This is a genomic window from Leptothoe sp. LEGE 181152 (genome assembly GCF_032906605.1).
Classification (GTDB): domain Bacteria; phylum Cyanobacteriota; class Cyanobacteriia; order Phormidesmidales; family Phormidesmidaceae; genus Leptothoe; species Leptothoe turfae.
In genome coordinates, this window is sequence record NZ_JASATU010000047.1 from 1 (window position 1) to 14,303 (window position 14,303).

Sequence of the window (14,303 nt, forward strand, 5' to 3'; positions counted from 1 at the left end):
TTGGTTGAGTTGATTGATACGATCTTGCACATTCATGGCAATAGGCTGAGCTTCTTTTGGTTTTGCTCTTTATCGCCTATTGCCGCTTCCTAGTGCATTCCTCTCTTCAAATTTCTACAAAGTCCAATCAGTAAGTGATTAGGCATTTTCGTATTGCATGGCTGCGAAGGGCGTAAGCTTCACAAAAATCGTCAACCTATCAAAATTTCCCGGATGAAATCATCAGGTATCCAGGTCGTACATTGCTTAACGCCCTTTTGCGACAGTTGATCACCGTGTGGGATGATTTGGGCTGTCGCTTCAGAATCTCCAATAGTTCACACCCATGCTGCTAATTGATTGGCTGATTGTGTTGGCCTATCTCATTTTTACGATGGTGTTAGGCGTCTACCTATCGCGTAAAGCCTCTGGAAGTTTAGTTGACTTTTTTGTCTCGGGTCGCTCATTGCCCTGGTGGTTAGCGGGCACAAGTATGGCGGCTACCACATTCTCCATCGATACTCCGTTATATGTGGCAGGTGTGGTCGGCTCCCGTGGCATTGCTGGTAACTGGGAGTGGTGGAGCTTTGGCATTGCCCACGTCGTGATGATTTATATTTTTGCGCGGCTGTGGCGACGGTCTGAAGTGGTGACCGATGCTGAACTCACAGAAATTCGCTATGGCGGCAAAACGGCTGCCTTATTGCGAGGTGTGAAAGCATTTCTGTTTGCGGTACCCATTAATTGCATTGGTATCGGCTATGCCATGTTAGCCATGGTCAAAGTGGTGGATGCTCTTGAACTTTGGCAAAGTTTGGGCATTGAACCCAATCAGAGCATGAAGCTCTGGAGCGTGATTGTTGTCAGTATTTTGGTGCTGTTTTACGCAGGCTTTTCGGGGCTGTGGGGGGTGGTCGCTACGGATTTTTTCCAATTCTTCCTGGCTCTCTTTGGAGCGATTGTGGTTGCGATCGCATCCGTCATCTCCGTTGGGGGCATGCAAAACCTGATCAATCAGGCCCAAACCAATACTGATTTCGATATTCTTAGCATCTTGCCCATCACCTTTAACGGTGGCCTTGGTTGGAGTACGGTCGCCGGTATTCCCGCCAGTGCCTTTACAGCCTATGTCTTTTTACAATGGTGGGCCTTTCGTCGTAGTGATGGGGGTGGAGAATTCATCCAGCGTCTGGTTGCCGCTAAAAACGAGAGTGAGGCTGAGAAAGCGGCCTGGTTTTTCAATATTTTGCACTACGTCATTCGCACCTGGCCCTGGATTATTGTGGCGCTGGCTGCTGTGGCCATTTATCCAGACTTGGCCGATCGCGAATTGGGATATCCCAAGCTCATGCTCGACTTTTTACCTCCTGTACTTCTGGGCTTAGTGGTCGCATCGTTGATTGCCGCTTTTATGAGCACGGTGTCAACGCTCATTAACTGGGGGGCTTCATATTTAACGAATGATCTCTACGGTCGCTTTATCAATCCAGACGCTACCCAGGCTGAATTGGTCAATGTTGGTCGCATGACGTCAGTAATTGTGACGGCCCTGGGAGCCACAGCAGCCTTTTTTGCCTCAGATGTGGCGACTGTTTTCCGCCTGGTGATTGCCATTGGCACCGGTCCTGGATTAGTTCTGATTTTGCGCTGGTTCTGGTGGCGGATTAATGCGGCAGCAGAGCTAAGTTCGATGGTTGCTGGATTCCTGATTGGTTTATTGACTAGCAGTGCACCTTGGTTTCAAATTGATGATTTTGGTTTGCGTCTACTCGTCACGGCTGGTATGACTACTGTGATTTGGGTGATCGCTATGTTTGCTACCCCCCCAGAATCAGACGAAACGTTGGACAACTTTTATCGTCGTGTCCGACCCGGTGGTCCTGGTTGGCAAAAACAGCGACAGCGTACAGGGGTAAGACCGTTGCAAAATCTGGGTTTAGAGTTTAAGCGGGTAATTGCGTCACTACTACTGCTTTTTGGTGCCATGTTTGCCGTGGGCGGTTTCTTATTGCTCAATTCTTTAGGGGGCTGGCTATCGCTAATTGTGGCCGTAGCAGGGTGGTTCTGGTTACGCCACTTAAATCGGCAACCCATCGTACCGGTGCCTCGCCCAGGGTTAGACGACGATGATATTTTGCCGTAGCCAGTCAGGCTTACCCTCAACAAAACGTTACGATACTTAATAGATAACTGTTAACCCACTCTGAGACTCGGATCTAAATCATGTCCATCATTCGCTCCTACGTTATTCCGTTTCTGATTTTGCTCGTCTTTCTAGTGGCGATGGTGGCTGTTAGTGCGCGAATCTGGCTGCCGAGCGACATGCTGGCCCCAGCTCCCATTGATGGTGATGACCTGGCTATAATGGGTAAAGCCTTACTGCTGAATGGATTTGGAGTTTGATTGGCCCCCAGGGTATCGCTTAGTTCAAGGATCTAGTTTGGATCGGGCAAGGTTGCTTGCCACCATGGGCAATGCCTATGCAGAATTAGGTGCTACCCAGCTAGGCCATTTGACGAAAACCGTTGAACTATATCTTGAAGGCCCTTCAGCCCTGTGGTGGTTAGAGAAGTCGGAGAGCGGTGCTCGTGTCGGTTTCACGGCTACTACTACGGGAGAATCCTTGGGCTGTCTATGGTTAGGGCAATCTATGAATCAGTTAACCGGGGCATTGCAGGCCTATATTTATCTGGTCTATGTCTCCCCTGGCTACCGCCGCCAAGGCCTGGGTCGTCAGCTGATGCAATACGCCAAAAACTGGGCCAAGGCTCAAGGCTATGACCAGCTTAGCCTTCAGGTATTTACAGATAATTTAGCTGCCCTCAGCCTTTACAACAGCCTAGGTTATGAGTCTAAGGCAACGCTGTTAACATTAGACCTATAGCGTAAAAGCTGCTCTTTGAGGCTCTACTATGCCCATAGCCTACCGATAATTTTGGAATTGCAAAGCAACGGGCCAATCTTCTTGCTTAATTAGCTGAATTGCATTTTGCAAATCATCCTTGGACTTAGCTGAAATTCGCACTGCATCCCCTTGAATCGATGCTTGAACCTTTTTCAGGTTGTCACGAATCATCTTGGAGATTTTTTTTGCAACCTCCTGGCTTAAGCCCTTTTTTAGCTCAATATCCTGGCGCACACGATTTCCACTAGCTGCCTCAATATTGCCAAAGTCGAAAATTTTCATAGATAGATCTCGTCTGGCAGCTTTGGTCTGAATCAGCGTATGAACTGCCTCTAGGGTCATTTCGCTAGCCGTTTCAATGGCAATGTTCGTTTCACCCAGGTCTAGCGTGGTTTTAGTATCTTTGAGGTCGTAGCGGCTTTTGAGTTCACGACGTACCTGATCAAGGGCATTGACTAGTTCTTGACGGTCAAAATCGCTGACCACATCAAATGAATAGGTAGAAGCCATTAGCAAGGTGAATGGAGAGTATTAGGCCGTAGGGTGGGCATTGCCCACCATCTAGAGATGGAAAGCGCGAGGCTAAAAACTATTGTAGCCAGATGGTTTTACAACTCATGAAATAGAGGCTGAAGATGCTGAGACTACCGATGCCAAACATTAGCGATCGCAACGATGCCACATTCAGAATGTAAAATACCGAAAACAGCAGCCGAGCAACTAGATAAGCGACAACAGCTGATAGCGCAGCCGTACTGTCTTGCCCTGTAATGTAGGCCATGACAGCAGCTGGAGAATAGATAATAAATGACTCAAACGAATTTTGATGGGCCCAGTTAGCCCGCATCGCATAGTTCGGTAGCTTATCCGTATAAAAGCGTGGACGAGCCAAAGCCTCTATGGGATCGTCCATAGATTGAGCTAACTTAACTCGCTCTGAAGCCACCACCAGGTAGGGCACATAAATTAGAAAGGCCGCCACTGGCAGACTATACAAAAAAAGATTAGGCAGGGATAGTAAGCTCACAGATCCAGTGTTCTAGCATTAATAAGGAAATGATTCAGGTCATAAAGCTTCAGATTCATGACCAACGACTTACCTAGAGATAGTCATCTATAGACAATTGGATAGGACCTCACCGTCCTAATCAAAATAGAACAGCGTTACAATCTTGCGCTGTTCCTCAGCATCCTTACAGGTTTGCAACAGTGTATTACTGTCATGAAATGCAAAACAGATCAGTTGTTGACAGCGGGAAATAATTTCTTGGTTGCAGAGTGAACTGGCCTCTGCCAGCTCTAGTCGATCATTAGCCGAATTTTCAACCAGGTGAATCACTGAATCCAGCTGTTCACGAGATTCACGCGGTTGACGTTCTAAACTTTGCGGCAGAATAACCGTCAGCAAGTTCGGATCTGCCTTCATTGCCCCACGGATGGCTGCGGCATTAGTCCCAGTCGCCCCAGAGGTCAACAGACGATTGCCGCCAAGTACCAATGCGTAGCTCATGAGCTCAATGAGGCGCAAATGGGTAATAGGTACATGTCTGGAACCCAAGATAGCAATGCGCTTAGAGCCAGACTGCTGAATGGCAGCAAGCTCCTGCAAAAAATCATCTACCTTAAGCGATTCGATGGGAGTATCAAGGGACTGACTCAAGGGTTTATATAGTTTTAATGAAGGGACTGGCCAATTCTACCAAACCCTTGTCCCCAAGCCTTGATATCCATAATTTCTGACTGACTTCTAATGGCCTCCTAGGTCAGCCTTAAGCCGTTACCGCCGGTGATGACAAATTTAACTCAGCCATGAGTCTATCTACATCAAAGTGTTGTTCCATCAGTAATTGAATGCATTGCACCTTAATAGGCTCCTGCAATCGAACTTCCTGAAATGACTTCTCAATGATTTCGACCGTCGTCAGGGTATCTAGGTCAACTGACAAGATGGGGACTTCTAAATCTTGAGCACGGCTAGTGATATCTGGGCGCGGAGCAATATGTCCTGTCAAGATCAGGCACTGGGTCGACGTTTCCAAAGCAGCCAGCTGAATATCAGCCCGGTCACCACCCGTAATAACGGCCATATTGTCAGCTTTGCGGAAATACTTGAGGGCCGAGTTGACGTTCATGGCTCCAATGCTTAAGCTCTGCACCATCAGATCCATACGCTCTTCACAGCAAAGGACCTCAGCTTTGAGTTGATGCACAAGCTCTCCGACACTGACGCTGCGCATTAGCGGAGTGCTGGGTAAAATACCCAAAACTGGTATCCCATGACGTTCAAGACAGGTCTTAACGTTGGTGTTTACATCCTGCAGTTGATCCATGGGGACATCATTAATCAAAACACCCATGAGTCGATCACCGAGCTTTTGCTTAGCAGCCAAAAGACCATCAACAATCAACACAGAATGAAATCTTGCCACCAGCATGACTTGAGCTTCGGTTACCTTCGCTAGCTGAGTGAGCGACAAGCCAAACAACGTCCCTTCCTCGAGGGTGCCTGGTCCTTCAATCAGCAATAGATCTTCCCCTTGACCACCTAGATATGTAGCCATTTGTTGGGGGTCGATCGCAGAGTTTTCTTCCGTCAACTGTTTCTGGATTGTCTGCGCATCCAGAGATAGCAACGTTGGACGCAGACGCGATGTCGGTAGCTCTAAAATTTTGGAAATGAATCGAACATCTTCATCGATACCAGCCTCATCGCTAGGACAAGTACCAACGGGTTTGGCATAGGCGATATCAATACCGCGATCCTGAAGCTGCAAGGCCAACCCGGTTATGGTGGCCGACTTGCCGCTGTAGGGCTCTGTTGAGCCAATCAGCAGGTGCTTTGATGGATTGGGCACACTATAACTCCTAACTACCAATAGGGCTACCCCCCATTGTGCCATGGAGAGCTGTTCGCAATTGGACAAAACCTTAACTTTTACCGAAGTGTTTTGATTAGGTGCTTAACATGTTCAGGGCCTAAAAATAAGCGTCGTGCAGTTGACTACAGTACTACACGACGCTTATTGGTATATGACTTAAATCAGGTTGAGGGCTTAGTGAACACCGAACTCATTAGCGGTGCCATAACTTACTCATCCATTCTTAGCAGCCTGCGGTAAAAGGATTTGGAAAAGTCAGGAGACCGCTTTAGACGCATAGCAGTCACTACATCGATTAGAAAATCAACAAATTCAAAGGTGGCCATGGTGATTTCATAGGTTAGTTCGGCATCACCATCAAACTGCATCCGACATTGAGTTAAGTCAGCAGGCAACATTGACACATTCCAGGTTGCTAAAAAGGCAATGCTTTCACCGCCTTCGATCCGGCGCTCCCCTTCAAGGTTTCCACGTTTATAAAGGCCAATGGCATAGGGGAGAGCCTTACGTTTATTGCCCTGGTAATAGGGCATATAAACACCGACATCTTGTTTGGGAGCGGGCTGAATGTCTGCAATAGGCATGGCGTTTAGCAGTGGAATCTGTCTCAAGACATAGTGAACTTAGGCAAATAGAGGCGTCAAGTAAACGCCTCTAGGTCTGGCTAGACCTTGGTTCTTATCTGTTGCAGGGGCGCAGCGCGTCAGTAACCAAGATGTCTGCAACTTAATTCTGCCGAGCACTAGTGTACCCACAGAAACCTTTGCCTCAAGCACCTCAAAATAAGAGGATTTCAGAGAAGGTGTGTCTAAAGAAGATACTGTGTAACAGATTTTAATAAGATATTAATAACCTGTAACCCAACAACCCTATTACACGGAACCTATGGCGATTGAAACGGTATCTGATGTTTTACTGGATGATCTTTCGGAGGGACGTCGCCTGAAAGCTTTGGCTGCTTTAGTGTTTCTGTGGAGTGTAACGGTGATGTTGCACTGGGCAATGTGGGGCGCGCAAGTGGTTTGGGCCGTTACTGGGCTGGTTGCACTTTATATGGTGCGCATTGTGAGTGCTAATGCTACTTATGCCATTAGCCCTAATCGGGCTGCCGTACCGTCTGCATTGGCTGAACCGGACTGTCCGCCTGTTTCCCTGCTAGTGGCCGCTAAAAATGAAGAGGCTGTCATTGCCCATTTAGTGGAGTCTCTCTGTAATTTGGACTACCCCGAAGATCGTTATGAGCTTTGGGTAATTGACGATAACAGTGATGATGATACCGGCAGAATATTGGACGAGTTAACCCATGAGTATCCCAGGTTAAGGGTTCTGCACCGTGGCCCAGAGGCAACTGGGGGCAAGTCTGGTGCGCTTAACTTGGCTTGGCCAAGGGCTACCGGAGAAATTTTGGCTGTATTTGATGCTGATGCTCAGGTCCCTGCTGATTTATTGCGTCGAGTGGTGCCGCTATTTGCCAATGATCGCACTGGGGCAATTCAAGTGCGCAAGTCCATTGTTAACAGTGCCACTAATTTTTGGACCCAGGGGCAAGCTGCTGAAATGGCTTTAGATCGTTACTACCAGGAGCAAAGGTCAGCCCGCTGTGGCATTGGAGAACTGCGGGGCAATGGTCAGTTTGTGCGCCATACGACCATCGCTCAATGTGGTGGATGGAATGAAATGACCATTACCGATGATTTAGATCTGACCGTTCAGTTGCATCTACATCAGTGGAATATTGGTTTTTTGGATATGCCAACTGTGGGTGAAGAAGGGGTGACTAGCGGTGTTGCTCTCTGGCATCAGCGTAATCGCTGGGCTGAGGGGGGCTATCAGCGTTATTTAGATTACTGGCGGTTACTTGTCCGCAATCGGCTGGGCTGGAATAAGTCCGTTGATATGCTGATGTATTGGATATTGCAATATATGTTGCCGATTGTGGCACTGCCAGACTTTATTGTTGCGATCGCACTGCGCCAGCCACCTGTGTTTGCTCCCCTAACGACTTTGGCGGTTGGTGTATCGTATTGGGGAATGACCATGGGCATATACCGCACTCAAAACGTATCATTACCCATGGCAATGGTGCGGGCAATTAAAGGCACCTTATATATGACCCATTGGGTTGTGGTTATGGCTTTTGCAACGACTCGTATGGCTGTACGACCAAAGCGGCTGAAGTGGGTCAAGACTATCCACGCTGGTGAAACGGCCAGTGCCTAATGGGTGAAGCCGACTTTATAAAATAAAGACTGGCGTAAAGACTGGCGTTATGAGTCTAAAGAAAACGTTGCAATGCTTATATCGCAACGTTTTTTCACGTTTTTTACTGACTAAATCGGTTAGCGTTGGGACATACCCATCTATATATCTGGTTTAATCCATGACACATTTCACGTTGTCGCTACCCAAGCTGTCTCCACGACAGTTTGCTTGGGATAGTGCTGTTCTCTTTCTTGCAGTTTTTTGGATTGGTGGTAGCCTGATTCTCGATTTTGTGGTCATGCCGATGCTTTATATGAATGGCATGATGACTGCTCCGGGGTTTGCCAGTGCTGGCTACAGTTTATTTGAGCTCTTCAACCATGTGGAAATGCTTTTATCAGGGTTGATCTTAACTGGGGTGTTGGCCATGCGCCAGGCCCATGCTGAATACTCCGTTGAGGTTAGCGGCAGCCGTAGCCGATGGGCGTTGCTGTTGGCGATTAGTTTGGTCACGATCGCTCTGACCTATACCTATGTATTGACTCCCTACATAGGCTCTATTGGCATTGTTTTGGATATGCCAGGGACCATTCACATCATTCCCCATGCCATGGTCTGGATCCATGGAATTTACTGGGGTTTGGAAGCTATCAAAGTATTGATTCTTGGATTTCTATTGCGTCTGTGCTATGTCGATATTGCTGCTCAGTTTAGTGAGTAACGTGAGTCAGCCTATCCGTCGGTTTCCCCATCAGGCCACAGTAAGCGGATTGCTAGTAGTGCAAACCCAATAGCTGCAGCGCCTTTAACAATTTGCGTTGGTAATATTTGTGCTGTGCCTTCTCCCAATAAAACCCCTAGAAAGCTAGCGAACACCAGGGCACTGGCAGTCCCCAAAAATACGGCCTTAGGTGATGACGAGCTACCCCCTAAGGCAATGGCTGCCAGCTGACTCTTATCACCTAATTCTGATAGGAAGACGGTGATAAAGCTAACGCTGAGTAAGTTCCAATCAAATGACATGATGGCAATAATTCTCTAAAGACCAATAACTTCAGCCGTTAAGCCGACGGAAATAATTAGGAGTAAAATCCCAGCTAAGGTGTCCAAGGTTTCAGGGGAAATCCGACGCGCTAACCATTGGCCCACTATTACTCCCACGAGGCTCGTTGAAATCAAAGCTAACGCTGCTCCTACAAATACCGTAAGTGGCTTGTGGGATTCAGCGCTAATTAACAAGGTTGCAACCTGTGTTTTGTCTCCCAATTCCGCCAGAAAAATTGTGACGAATGTTGAAAGAAAGACGCCCCAAAAGCTTGCTTTGGCTTGGGGCGTCTTTTTTGTGGGCTGCTCAGTGCCCGTAGGCTGTATGGAGGTGGAGGATGTCACAGAGAAGTCTTTCATATTTGCTTCATTATCTGTCAGGAAGATTGCAAGAGCAAGGGTTAGGAGAACTATGAGCTATGTTTTTTAGCTGTCTAAAGTGGCATGCATGCTCACATGCCCCCCTTAAACAGCAACTGAACGCTCAAAATAAAACCATTACTTTTTTCAGTCTTCTATGCCGACAGCAGCTACAAACCTATCCAGTTCTTCACTTTTGTTGCCATAGACGCCACTAATTTGTTCTTGACAGCAGTCGATGGCAAAGTCATTGAGTGCATCCTCAGTGACCCCAAACATTTGCTCAAACGTGTCCGCCTGTACACGGCAAAAGCTGGGACGCTGGTCGTAAATCTTACATACACGCTGTTCTGTGTCGTAATTGATGCACCAACCGTCTGGACCCACCAGGCCCATATAAACTTTTAGCTGTTCTGGCGTGAGATAGTCGGCTAAATTCGGTCGATCGGCTGGGGTGAGATTGCAGCAAGCACCACAGGTTTTTACACATTGCCACGTGGCCATATTGTCTTTGTCCTTAGCGGGATGAGGCTTATACAAGAATAAAGGGCCAGGGGATTAGACGTCTGACCAGGTTTGTTATCAAAGTTTTTGGAATTTTGTAAACTTTCTTAAAAGCGGTGGGATCGAACCAGGTAAAATGACGGTGCGCTTGTGTGCGCAGAGGTCACGGTTAGTTGATTATCGGAGGTTCAATGGGTCTTCTGGGTATCTTGGGTCTGGGTTTTCTCAGCAATATTGATTTTCTGGTAGTGGCTCAGCTCACTGTCTTGGCAATGGTAGTTATTTCTGGTCCAGCAATCATCTTTTTGTTGGTTGCACGAAGCGGCGATCTTTAGTCATCATCAAGAACCCGGTTTATGTAGCAGATAAAATGCTCATGATTTCAAATTTGCTAGAAACCGGGTTCTTGATGGTTAAAGGCGCTGAAGTAGAATAAATTCTGCGATCGCAAGATCCATAGGTGTAGTCACCTTCAAATTAGTTTCTTCTCCTTCCACAATGTGGACATTGAGGCCACATTTTTCAAATAAAGCAGCATCGTCAGTGACAGACCAACCCTGGGTTTGACCTTTTTGGTGAGCTTCCTTCAGTAGTGCAACATCAAATCCCTGGGGAGTCTGAGCCGCCCACAGATGAGAACGATTGGGGGTGGCTTCGATGATGCCAAAAGTATTGACTTGTTTGATGGTGTCCTTGACGGGCACCGCTGCAATAAGTCCCTTGCAAGTTGCAAACGCTGCGGTACAGCGATCAAAAAGCGCTGGAGTAGCGAGGCAGCGAGCTCCATCATGAATTAGCACCTGTTTTGCGTCCTCAGGTAAGGCCTGTAAACCATTGCTGACCGATGCCTGGCGAGTATCTCCACCACGGATGAATGATACTGGCTTATCTATTTTCAGTTGAGTAACAGTCTCTTGAAACACCGGCTCATCCATGGATTGGCAAATAATGCCAATCCATTCAATACTGTTGGCAGCGACCGCAGCCTTTAGGGTCCATCCCATAATTGAATGATCGAGCAGGGGTAAAAGCAGTTTGTTGCCGTCAGCACCCATGCGTTTGCCACTGCCTGCTGCCGGTATAAGTAGGTGCATTACTGTCTCCAAAAAATATTTTAAGGACGCATGTGAACGTTGCCTGTTGAGGTAAGAGATGCAAATTTTTGTCACCCCATCGGTGTTTGTCACCCCCGGTGTTTGTCACCCCATCGGCACCCTACATCCTCTCAAAAATCTTAACCAAGGAATAATTTTTACAATTTCGCGGTTTAGTGACCTTTCTTCAGCATTAGCGCTGCCAGCTTAATCTAGAATGAGTAGCGAAGTATTCTCCAAAGTCCATGCACGTCCTGGCTTTAGTTCCTGGTGGAATTAGCGATCAGCTTCAGTTTTTTCCAACGTTAGCAACTATTCAAGAAATTTATCCCAGCGCTGAAATATCAGTGGTCGTGGAGCCCACGTCTAAATCAGCTTACCGGGTGTCTAAGGCTGTTAGTGAAGTCATTCCGTTTAACTATCGAGGGCAAAATAGTCCGGCTGATTGGGCTAATTTGCTGGGTATTATTCGCGATCGCGAATTTGAATTGGTTCTCTCAGCTAGTGATCGTTGGGAGGAAGGTGTGTTGCTTTGGCTGAGTGGTATTCCCACTCGAGTTGGCTATAGCAACGCCCAAGCTCCATGGCTTTACACCAATACCGTGACCGCTGACAAAGAGCCGTATCAAGCCAGTCAGTACCAGGCGCTTTTAGAAGGCCTGGCAGAACCCTCTAAATCTGCGCCCATTGCCCTCAATGTGCCAGCAGGGGATATTGCCTGGGCTGACGAACAACGTCAAGGCTTGAATTTGTCGGGTAGCGGCGGCTACGTGGTTGTGTATCCTGGCCTGAACGTGCAGGCAGATGCCTATCCTTTAAGTAGCTGGCTTAGCATTGTGGATGATTTTCAGTCTAAACAGCCACAGATGCCGATTGTGCTGTTGGAAACTCTCGATAGCGAAGAGTTAGTTGCCACGCTGAGTCGTCAGCGTACGCTTAAGGCCGTTAAGGTGGAAAATCTTGGGCAGATTGCCGCTATCCTAGCTGGCGCTGATTTAGTGATTACTCCTGATAGCTATATCAGCCAAGTATCTATGGCTCTTCAGGTATTTACCCTCGTACTGCAGACAAAACTGAGCCAGGCCTTACCAGTTGTTGAGGGCGAAACACGGATCCTAGGTGTGCAATCGGCGACAGAGCGGCTAGCTGATCTAAAGCCAGGGGATGTTTTACAAAAAGTTTGGGGTGGTTAACCTTGGGTATACTCAAGAACGTTTGATAAAGCATTGCATCCTATAGCAACGATGACTCGTCTTTCGAGGAGAAAGCTTAAGACTACCCACCATGTCTAACGGCACGTTAGATATCTTTCGATAGGATGACCCTACTGAATGGTAGTCAAAGAATAGTTTCATCAAGTTTTTTATAAATCATTTAGATGAGGTAAAACCATGGATCGCGTTAAGTCTCAAGCTGCTGTGGTGTCTCAACTACTTTTTGATCCCAAGACGGCAGACACGTATAAGAGTGTTTTTGTATTGACGGGGACCATCATTAAGGAGTTAGCTCTTTTAGTTTGGTTAATTATATGTTCAGTATTTGTATTTTTTGCTTGGTTTGGCGATATAGCTCTTAACTCCGGACAGAAAATGCGAGCATGGTGGGACACTCAACAGGCAGAACCAGTGGATGGTAACCAGGCTGCTGCGGCTACTGGTCAAGCATTTTTGGAAGTTAGCCAAAATGGAGCTAATTTTCTATTAGATAAAGCGCGTGAGCAGCTTGGTCTAGAAAAAATTGAACGTCCTGCTAAAGCCGATGTAACTGTTAAGTCTCCAGCGAAAGCGGTTGCTAAGAATGTCTCAACTACGACTAATGCTGTTGCAGGTGGGGGGGCTGCTGTTGCCAAAGATGCTCAAGCGGCCGTTGAAAAAGAAGCACCGCAGTCAAAAGCAGCCTCGGATACCTCTGTGGTTGAGAAGCATTAGATGCCAATAGCTGACTATTAACAGTGACGGATAAAGGTTGAAGTTACTGTTGTTTATGTATAAAAAAGGCTCGCTTCAAAAGCGAGCCTTTTCTATGGGGTGACATTGTTCTCCAAACCAGATGGCTTTGCAGGGATGGCTTCCAAGGTTCTAATATCAGTCGCTAAATAATTTAATGACTCGGCGACAGTAATAGCTTCTTTGACCGTAAGATTACTGCAATCGCCCTGGCCATAGTCTTGGGCGTTTATTAAACCGGCTCCTATTAAGCGGTAGAAGCCGTCCTCACCCGTTAGCCAATCGGTAAATAAATCGGGCTCTGGTAATTCTCCACTTTCACCATTAGGAAATTTACCGTGGTAAAGACGATAGCCTTCTCCAAATAGCATACTGTCCAAGGGCTCTTGATTTTCTAGAGAAATATCATTGGTTCCACTGGCCGCATATTCGATGGCAAAACAACGCTGTTGGTCGTCTCGATATACCAACCAATAGTAGGGTGTGCTAGTTTCTGATGTTTCACCGACTCCATAGCTGGCCAAGGTCATATTGGGTGTTAGATATGTAGGGATCACGATATTTACACCGAGATTGACCAGCTGATTAGTTACGTCAGGCGGTATCTGTGCCAAATAGGAGTTAGACGGTGGCGGTGGCGGTGCCTGGGTCTCTGGTGGCGGTGGGGCAGATGGATTTTGTACGTTGGGAATGTCCGTAGCTGGTGGTGTGCGTTGGCAACTGGCTAGCAGAACGCAGAACGGCAAAATTTTTCTGACTATCCAGCTAGGGTAATCCCTATGGGCAGATTGTCTCAAACCAGCCTTCGCCAGTCCCTTCGTTAATTGCATTGGTTATCTGTCGAAGGTAAAGGTCTCGTATATCAAGGGTTTTACCATAGCTTGTGGGCACCTCAGTAGGGAGCACCGCTACGGTGGGTGAAACAGTAGCCACCTCCATCTTTAGGTTGGGCTAACAGATCATCGTCGGGATATTCTGCGCGGTTGCCAGGGGTGCGATCGCCAATTTCAAGGTATGTTGCGATCGCACTCGAGTGATTAATTAAATGGTGACCATCGGGCACCCCAGCTGGAAACCCAGCCATCATGCCCGGTGTGAGTAATGTTTCTCCAGCCTCAGTTACTAGTGTGAGTTCTCCTGAAACCATGTAAATAAATTCATCTTGGTGGCTGTGCCAGTGCCTCAGGGCTGACTGCGCTCCGGGCGCTAACGTGGTCAAGTTAATGCCAAAATTAGTCAGCCCAGCCACATTACCCACGCATTGCTTAGAGCGTCCTGTCACAGCAGCCTTGAAAGGTTCTGGATACCCAGTACCCTGGCCAGCGGGCACCTTAGAAAGGTCGATGATCATAGGGCCAATACATATAAACAAATTGTAGGGGCGTTGCAT

Annotated in this window: 20 protein-coding genes; 9 read left to right on the forward strand and 11 right to left on the reverse strand. The window is 47.4% G+C overall.

Annotation, left to right across the window (positions count from 1 at the left end):
• The first annotated feature begins 325 nt into the window (after positions 1 to 325).
• The 3 genes from QGP82_RS22450 to QGP82_RS22460 all read left to right on the forward strand — a co-directional run bounded on the left by QGP82_RS22450 (position 326) and on the right by QGP82_RS22460 (position 2,863).
• Positions 326 to 2,122, forward strand: coding sequence for a sodium:solute symporter family protein (locus QGP82_RS22450; protein ID WP_163662505.1), 1,797 nt, complete (start codon positions 326 to 328; stop codon positions 2,120 to 2,122).
• Between the two features lie 80 nt (positions 2,123 to 2,202).
• The gene (locus tag QGP82_RS22455; protein WP_490794496.1) at positions 2,203 to 2,382 is read left to right on the forward strand and encodes a DUF8624 family small hydrophobic protein; all 180 of its coding nucleotides are present in this window, start codon (positions 2,203 to 2,205) and stop codon (positions 2,380 to 2,382) included.
• Positions 2,366 to 2,863 carry a GNAT family N-acetyltransferase gene (locus tag QGP82_RS22460; RefSeq protein ID WP_163662501.1) on the forward strand — a complete coding sequence of 166 codons (498 nt, stop codon included), beginning with the start codon at positions 2,366 to 2,368 and terminating at the stop codon, positions 2,861 to 2,863. Before QGP82_RS22455 ends, QGP82_RS22460 begins: the two co-directional genes overlap by 17 nt.
• Positions 2,864 to 2,902: 39 nt before the next feature.
• Here QGP82_RS22460 and QGP82_RS22465 read toward each other — a convergent pair whose 3' ends face one another.
• The 5 genes from QGP82_RS22465 to ebsA all read right to left on the reverse strand — a co-directional run bounded on the left by QGP82_RS22465 (position 2,903) and on the right by ebsA (position 6,347).
• Complete coding sequence (locus tag QGP82_RS22465; protein WP_163662499.1) at positions 2,903 to 3,394, reverse strand: YajQ family cyclic di-GMP-binding protein; 492 nt, start codon at positions 3,392 to 3,394, stop codon at positions 2,903 to 2,905.
• 79 nt (positions 3,395 to 3,473) lie between these two features.
• Positions 3,474 to 3,911, reverse strand: a complete 438-nt coding sequence (locus tag QGP82_RS22470; protein WP_006516258.1) for an MAPEG family protein — start codon at positions 3,909 to 3,911, stop codon at positions 3,474 to 3,476.
• 117 nt (positions 3,912 to 4,028) lie between these two features.
• Entirely contained in the window at positions 4,029 to 4,544 is a 516-nt protein-coding gene (locus tag QGP82_RS22475) for a DNA recombination-mediator protein A (RefSeq protein WP_163662497.1), read from the reverse strand.
• 109 nt (positions 4,545 to 4,653) lie between these two features.
• On the reverse strand, positions 4,654 to 5,739 hold the full coding sequence (locus tag QGP82_RS22480) for a DRTGG domain-containing protein (protein ID WP_163662495.1): 1,086 nt from the start codon (positions 5,737 to 5,739) through the stop codon (positions 4,654 to 4,656).
• A 233-nt stretch (positions 5,740 to 5,972) separates the two neighbouring features.
• Positions 5,973 to 6,347, reverse strand: coding sequence for a type IV pilus biogenesis protein EbsA (gene ebsA / locus QGP82_RS22485; protein WP_006516254.1), 375 nt, complete (start codon positions 6,345 to 6,347; stop codon positions 5,973 to 5,975).
• A gap of 301 nt (positions 6,348 to 6,648) precedes the next feature.
• Between ebsA and QGP82_RS22490 the strand changes: the two genes are divergently transcribed.
• A complete protein-coding gene (locus QGP82_RS22490) occupies positions 6,649 to 7,983 on the forward strand; it encodes a glycosyltransferase family 2 protein (RefSeq protein ID WP_163662494.1) in 1,335 nt (444 codons plus the stop codon).
• 160 nt (positions 7,984 to 8,143) lie between these two features.
• Positions 8,144 to 8,686, forward strand: a complete 543-nt coding sequence (locus QGP82_RS22495; protein WP_163662492.1) for a DUF4149 domain-containing protein — start codon at positions 8,144 to 8,146, stop codon at positions 8,684 to 8,686.
• Positions 8,687 to 8,697: 11 nt separating this feature from the next.
• Here the strand turns inward: QGP82_RS22495 and QGP82_RS22500 are convergent, their stop codons facing one another.
• The 3 genes from QGP82_RS22500 to QGP82_RS22510 all read right to left on the reverse strand — a co-directional run bounded on the left by QGP82_RS22500 (position 8,698) and on the right by QGP82_RS22510 (position 9,873).
• Complete coding sequence (locus QGP82_RS22500) at positions 8,698 to 8,988, reverse strand: TMEM165/GDT1 family protein (protein WP_163702580.1); 291 nt, start codon at positions 8,986 to 8,988, stop codon at positions 8,698 to 8,700.
• A 15-nt stretch (positions 8,989 to 9,003) separates the two neighbouring features.
• Complete coding sequence (locus tag QGP82_RS22505; protein ID WP_163662488.1) at positions 9,004 to 9,369, reverse strand: TMEM165/GDT1 family protein; 366 nt, start codon at positions 9,367 to 9,369, stop codon at positions 9,004 to 9,006.
• A 147-nt stretch (positions 9,370 to 9,516) separates the two neighbouring features.
• Positions 9,517 to 9,873, reverse strand: a complete 357-nt coding sequence (locus QGP82_RS22510) for a YkgJ family cysteine cluster protein (RefSeq protein WP_163662486.1) — start codon at positions 9,871 to 9,873, stop codon at positions 9,517 to 9,519.
• A 191-nt stretch (positions 9,874 to 10,064) separates the two neighbouring features.
• Here QGP82_RS22510 and psb30 point away from each other — a divergent pair, with 191 nt between their 5' ends.
• Entirely contained in the window at positions 10,065 to 10,208 is a 144-nt protein-coding gene (psb30, locus tag QGP82_RS22515) for a photosystem II reaction center protein Ycf12/Psb30 (protein ID WP_006516248.1), read from the forward strand.
• A 78-nt stretch (positions 10,209 to 10,286) separates the two neighbouring features.
• Here the strand turns inward: psb30 and ispD are convergent, their stop codons facing one another.
• On the reverse strand, positions 10,287 to 10,967 hold the full coding sequence (gene ispD / locus QGP82_RS22520) for a 2-C-methyl-D-erythritol 4-phosphate cytidylyltransferase (protein WP_499061112.1): 681 nt from the start codon (positions 10,965 to 10,967) through the stop codon (positions 10,287 to 10,289).
• Between the two features lie 58 nt (positions 10,968 to 11,025).
• On the opposite strand from ispD, the gene QGP82_RS22525 reads away from it, so the two are divergent.
• The 3 genes from QGP82_RS22525 (at position 11,026) to QGP82_RS22535 (ending at position 12,895) form a co-directional block, all read left to right on the forward strand.
• Positions 11,026 to 11,178: a hypothetical protein gene (locus tag QGP82_RS22525; protein WP_163662482.1), complete on the forward strand. Its 153-nt coding sequence runs from the start codon at positions 11,026 to 11,028 to the stop codon at positions 11,176 to 11,178.
• A 34-nt stretch (positions 11,179 to 11,212) separates the two neighbouring features.
• Entirely contained in the window at positions 11,213 to 12,160 is a 948-nt protein-coding gene (locus tag QGP82_RS22530) for a glycosyltransferase family 9 protein (protein ID WP_163662480.1), read from the forward strand.
• 198 nt (positions 12,161 to 12,358) lie between these two features.
• A complete protein-coding gene (locus QGP82_RS22535) occupies positions 12,359 to 12,895 on the forward strand; it encodes a hypothetical protein (RefSeq protein WP_499061113.1) in 537 nt (178 codons plus the stop codon).
• Between the two features lie 92 nt (positions 12,896 to 12,987).
• Here QGP82_RS22535 and QGP82_RS22540 read toward each other — a convergent pair whose 3' ends face one another.
• The gene (locus QGP82_RS22540; RefSeq protein ID WP_499061114.1) at positions 12,988 to 13,743 is read right to left on the reverse strand and encodes a hypothetical protein; all 756 of its coding nucleotides are present in this window, start codon (positions 13,741 to 13,743) and stop codon (positions 12,988 to 12,990) included.
• A gap of 62 nt (positions 13,744 to 13,805) precedes the next feature.
• Positions 13,806 to 14,303, reverse strand: coding sequence for a cupin domain-containing protein (locus QGP82_RS22545; protein WP_499061115.1), 498 nt, complete (start codon positions 14,301 to 14,303; stop codon positions 13,806 to 13,808).

Excerpts from the sequence above, each read along its gene's own strand:
- QGP82_RS22450 (WP_163662505.1), top strand. The coding sequence starts at position 326 with ATGCTGCTAATTGATTGGCTGATTGTGTTGGCCTATCTCATTTTTACG.
- QGP82_RS22455 (WP_490794496.1), top strand. The coding sequence starts at position 2,203 with ATGTCCATCATTCGCTCCTACGTTATTCCGTTTCTGATTTTGCTCGTC.
- QGP82_RS22460 (WP_163662501.1), top strand. The coding sequence starts at position 2,366 with ATGGATTTGGAGTTTGATTGGCCCCCAGGGTATCGCTTAGTTCAAGGA.
- QGP82_RS22465 (WP_163662499.1), bottom strand. The coding sequence starts at position 3,394 with ATGGCTTCTACCTATTCATTTGATGTGGTCAGCGATTTTGACCGTCAA.
- ebsA (WP_006516254.1), bottom strand. The coding sequence starts at position 6,347 with ATGCCTATTGCAGACATTCAGCCCGCTCCCAAACAAGATGTCGGTGTT.
- QGP82_RS22490 (WP_163662494.1), top strand. The coding sequence starts at position 6,649 with ATGGCGATTGAAACGGTATCTGATGTTTTACTGGATGATCTTTCGGAG.
- QGP82_RS22495 (WP_163662492.1), top strand. The coding sequence starts at position 8,144 with ATGACACATTTCACGTTGTCGCTACCCAAGCTGTCTCCACGACAGTTT.
- QGP82_RS22500 (WP_163702580.1), bottom strand. The coding sequence starts at position 8,988 with ATGTCATTTGATTGGAACTTACTCAGCGTTAGCTTTATCACCGTCTTC.
- QGP82_RS22505 (WP_163662488.1), bottom strand. The coding sequence starts at position 9,369 with ATGAAAGACTTCTCTGTGACATCCTCCACCTCCATACAGCCTACGGGC.
- QGP82_RS22510 (WP_163662486.1), bottom strand. The coding sequence starts at position 9,873 with ATGGCCACGTGGCAATGTGTAAAAACCTGTGGTGCTTGCTGCAATCTC.
- psb30 (WP_006516248.1), top strand. The coding sequence starts at position 10,065 with ATGGGTCTTCTGGGTATCTTGGGTCTGGGTTTTCTCAGCAATATTGAT.
- ispD (WP_499061112.1), bottom strand. The coding sequence starts at position 10,967 with ATGCACCTACTTATACCGGCAGCAGGCAGTGGCAAACGCATGGGTGCT.
- QGP82_RS22525 (WP_163662482.1), top strand. The coding sequence starts at position 11,026 with ATGCAAATTTTTGTCACCCCATCGGTGTTTGTCACCCCCGGTGTTTGT.
- QGP82_RS22530 (WP_163662480.1), top strand. The coding sequence starts at position 11,213 with ATGCACGTCCTGGCTTTAGTTCCTGGTGGAATTAGCGATCAGCTTCAG.
- QGP82_RS22535 (WP_499061113.1), top strand. The coding sequence starts at position 12,359 with ATGGATCGCGTTAAGTCTCAAGCTGCTGTGGTGTCTCAACTACTTTTT.
- QGP82_RS22540 (WP_499061114.1), bottom strand. The coding sequence starts at position 13,743 with ATGCAATTAACGAAGGGACTGGCGAAGGCTGGTTTGAGACAATCTGCC.
- QGP82_RS22545 (WP_499061115.1), bottom strand. The coding sequence starts at position 14,303 with ATGCAACGCCCCTACAATTTGTTTATATGTATTGGCCCTATGATCATC.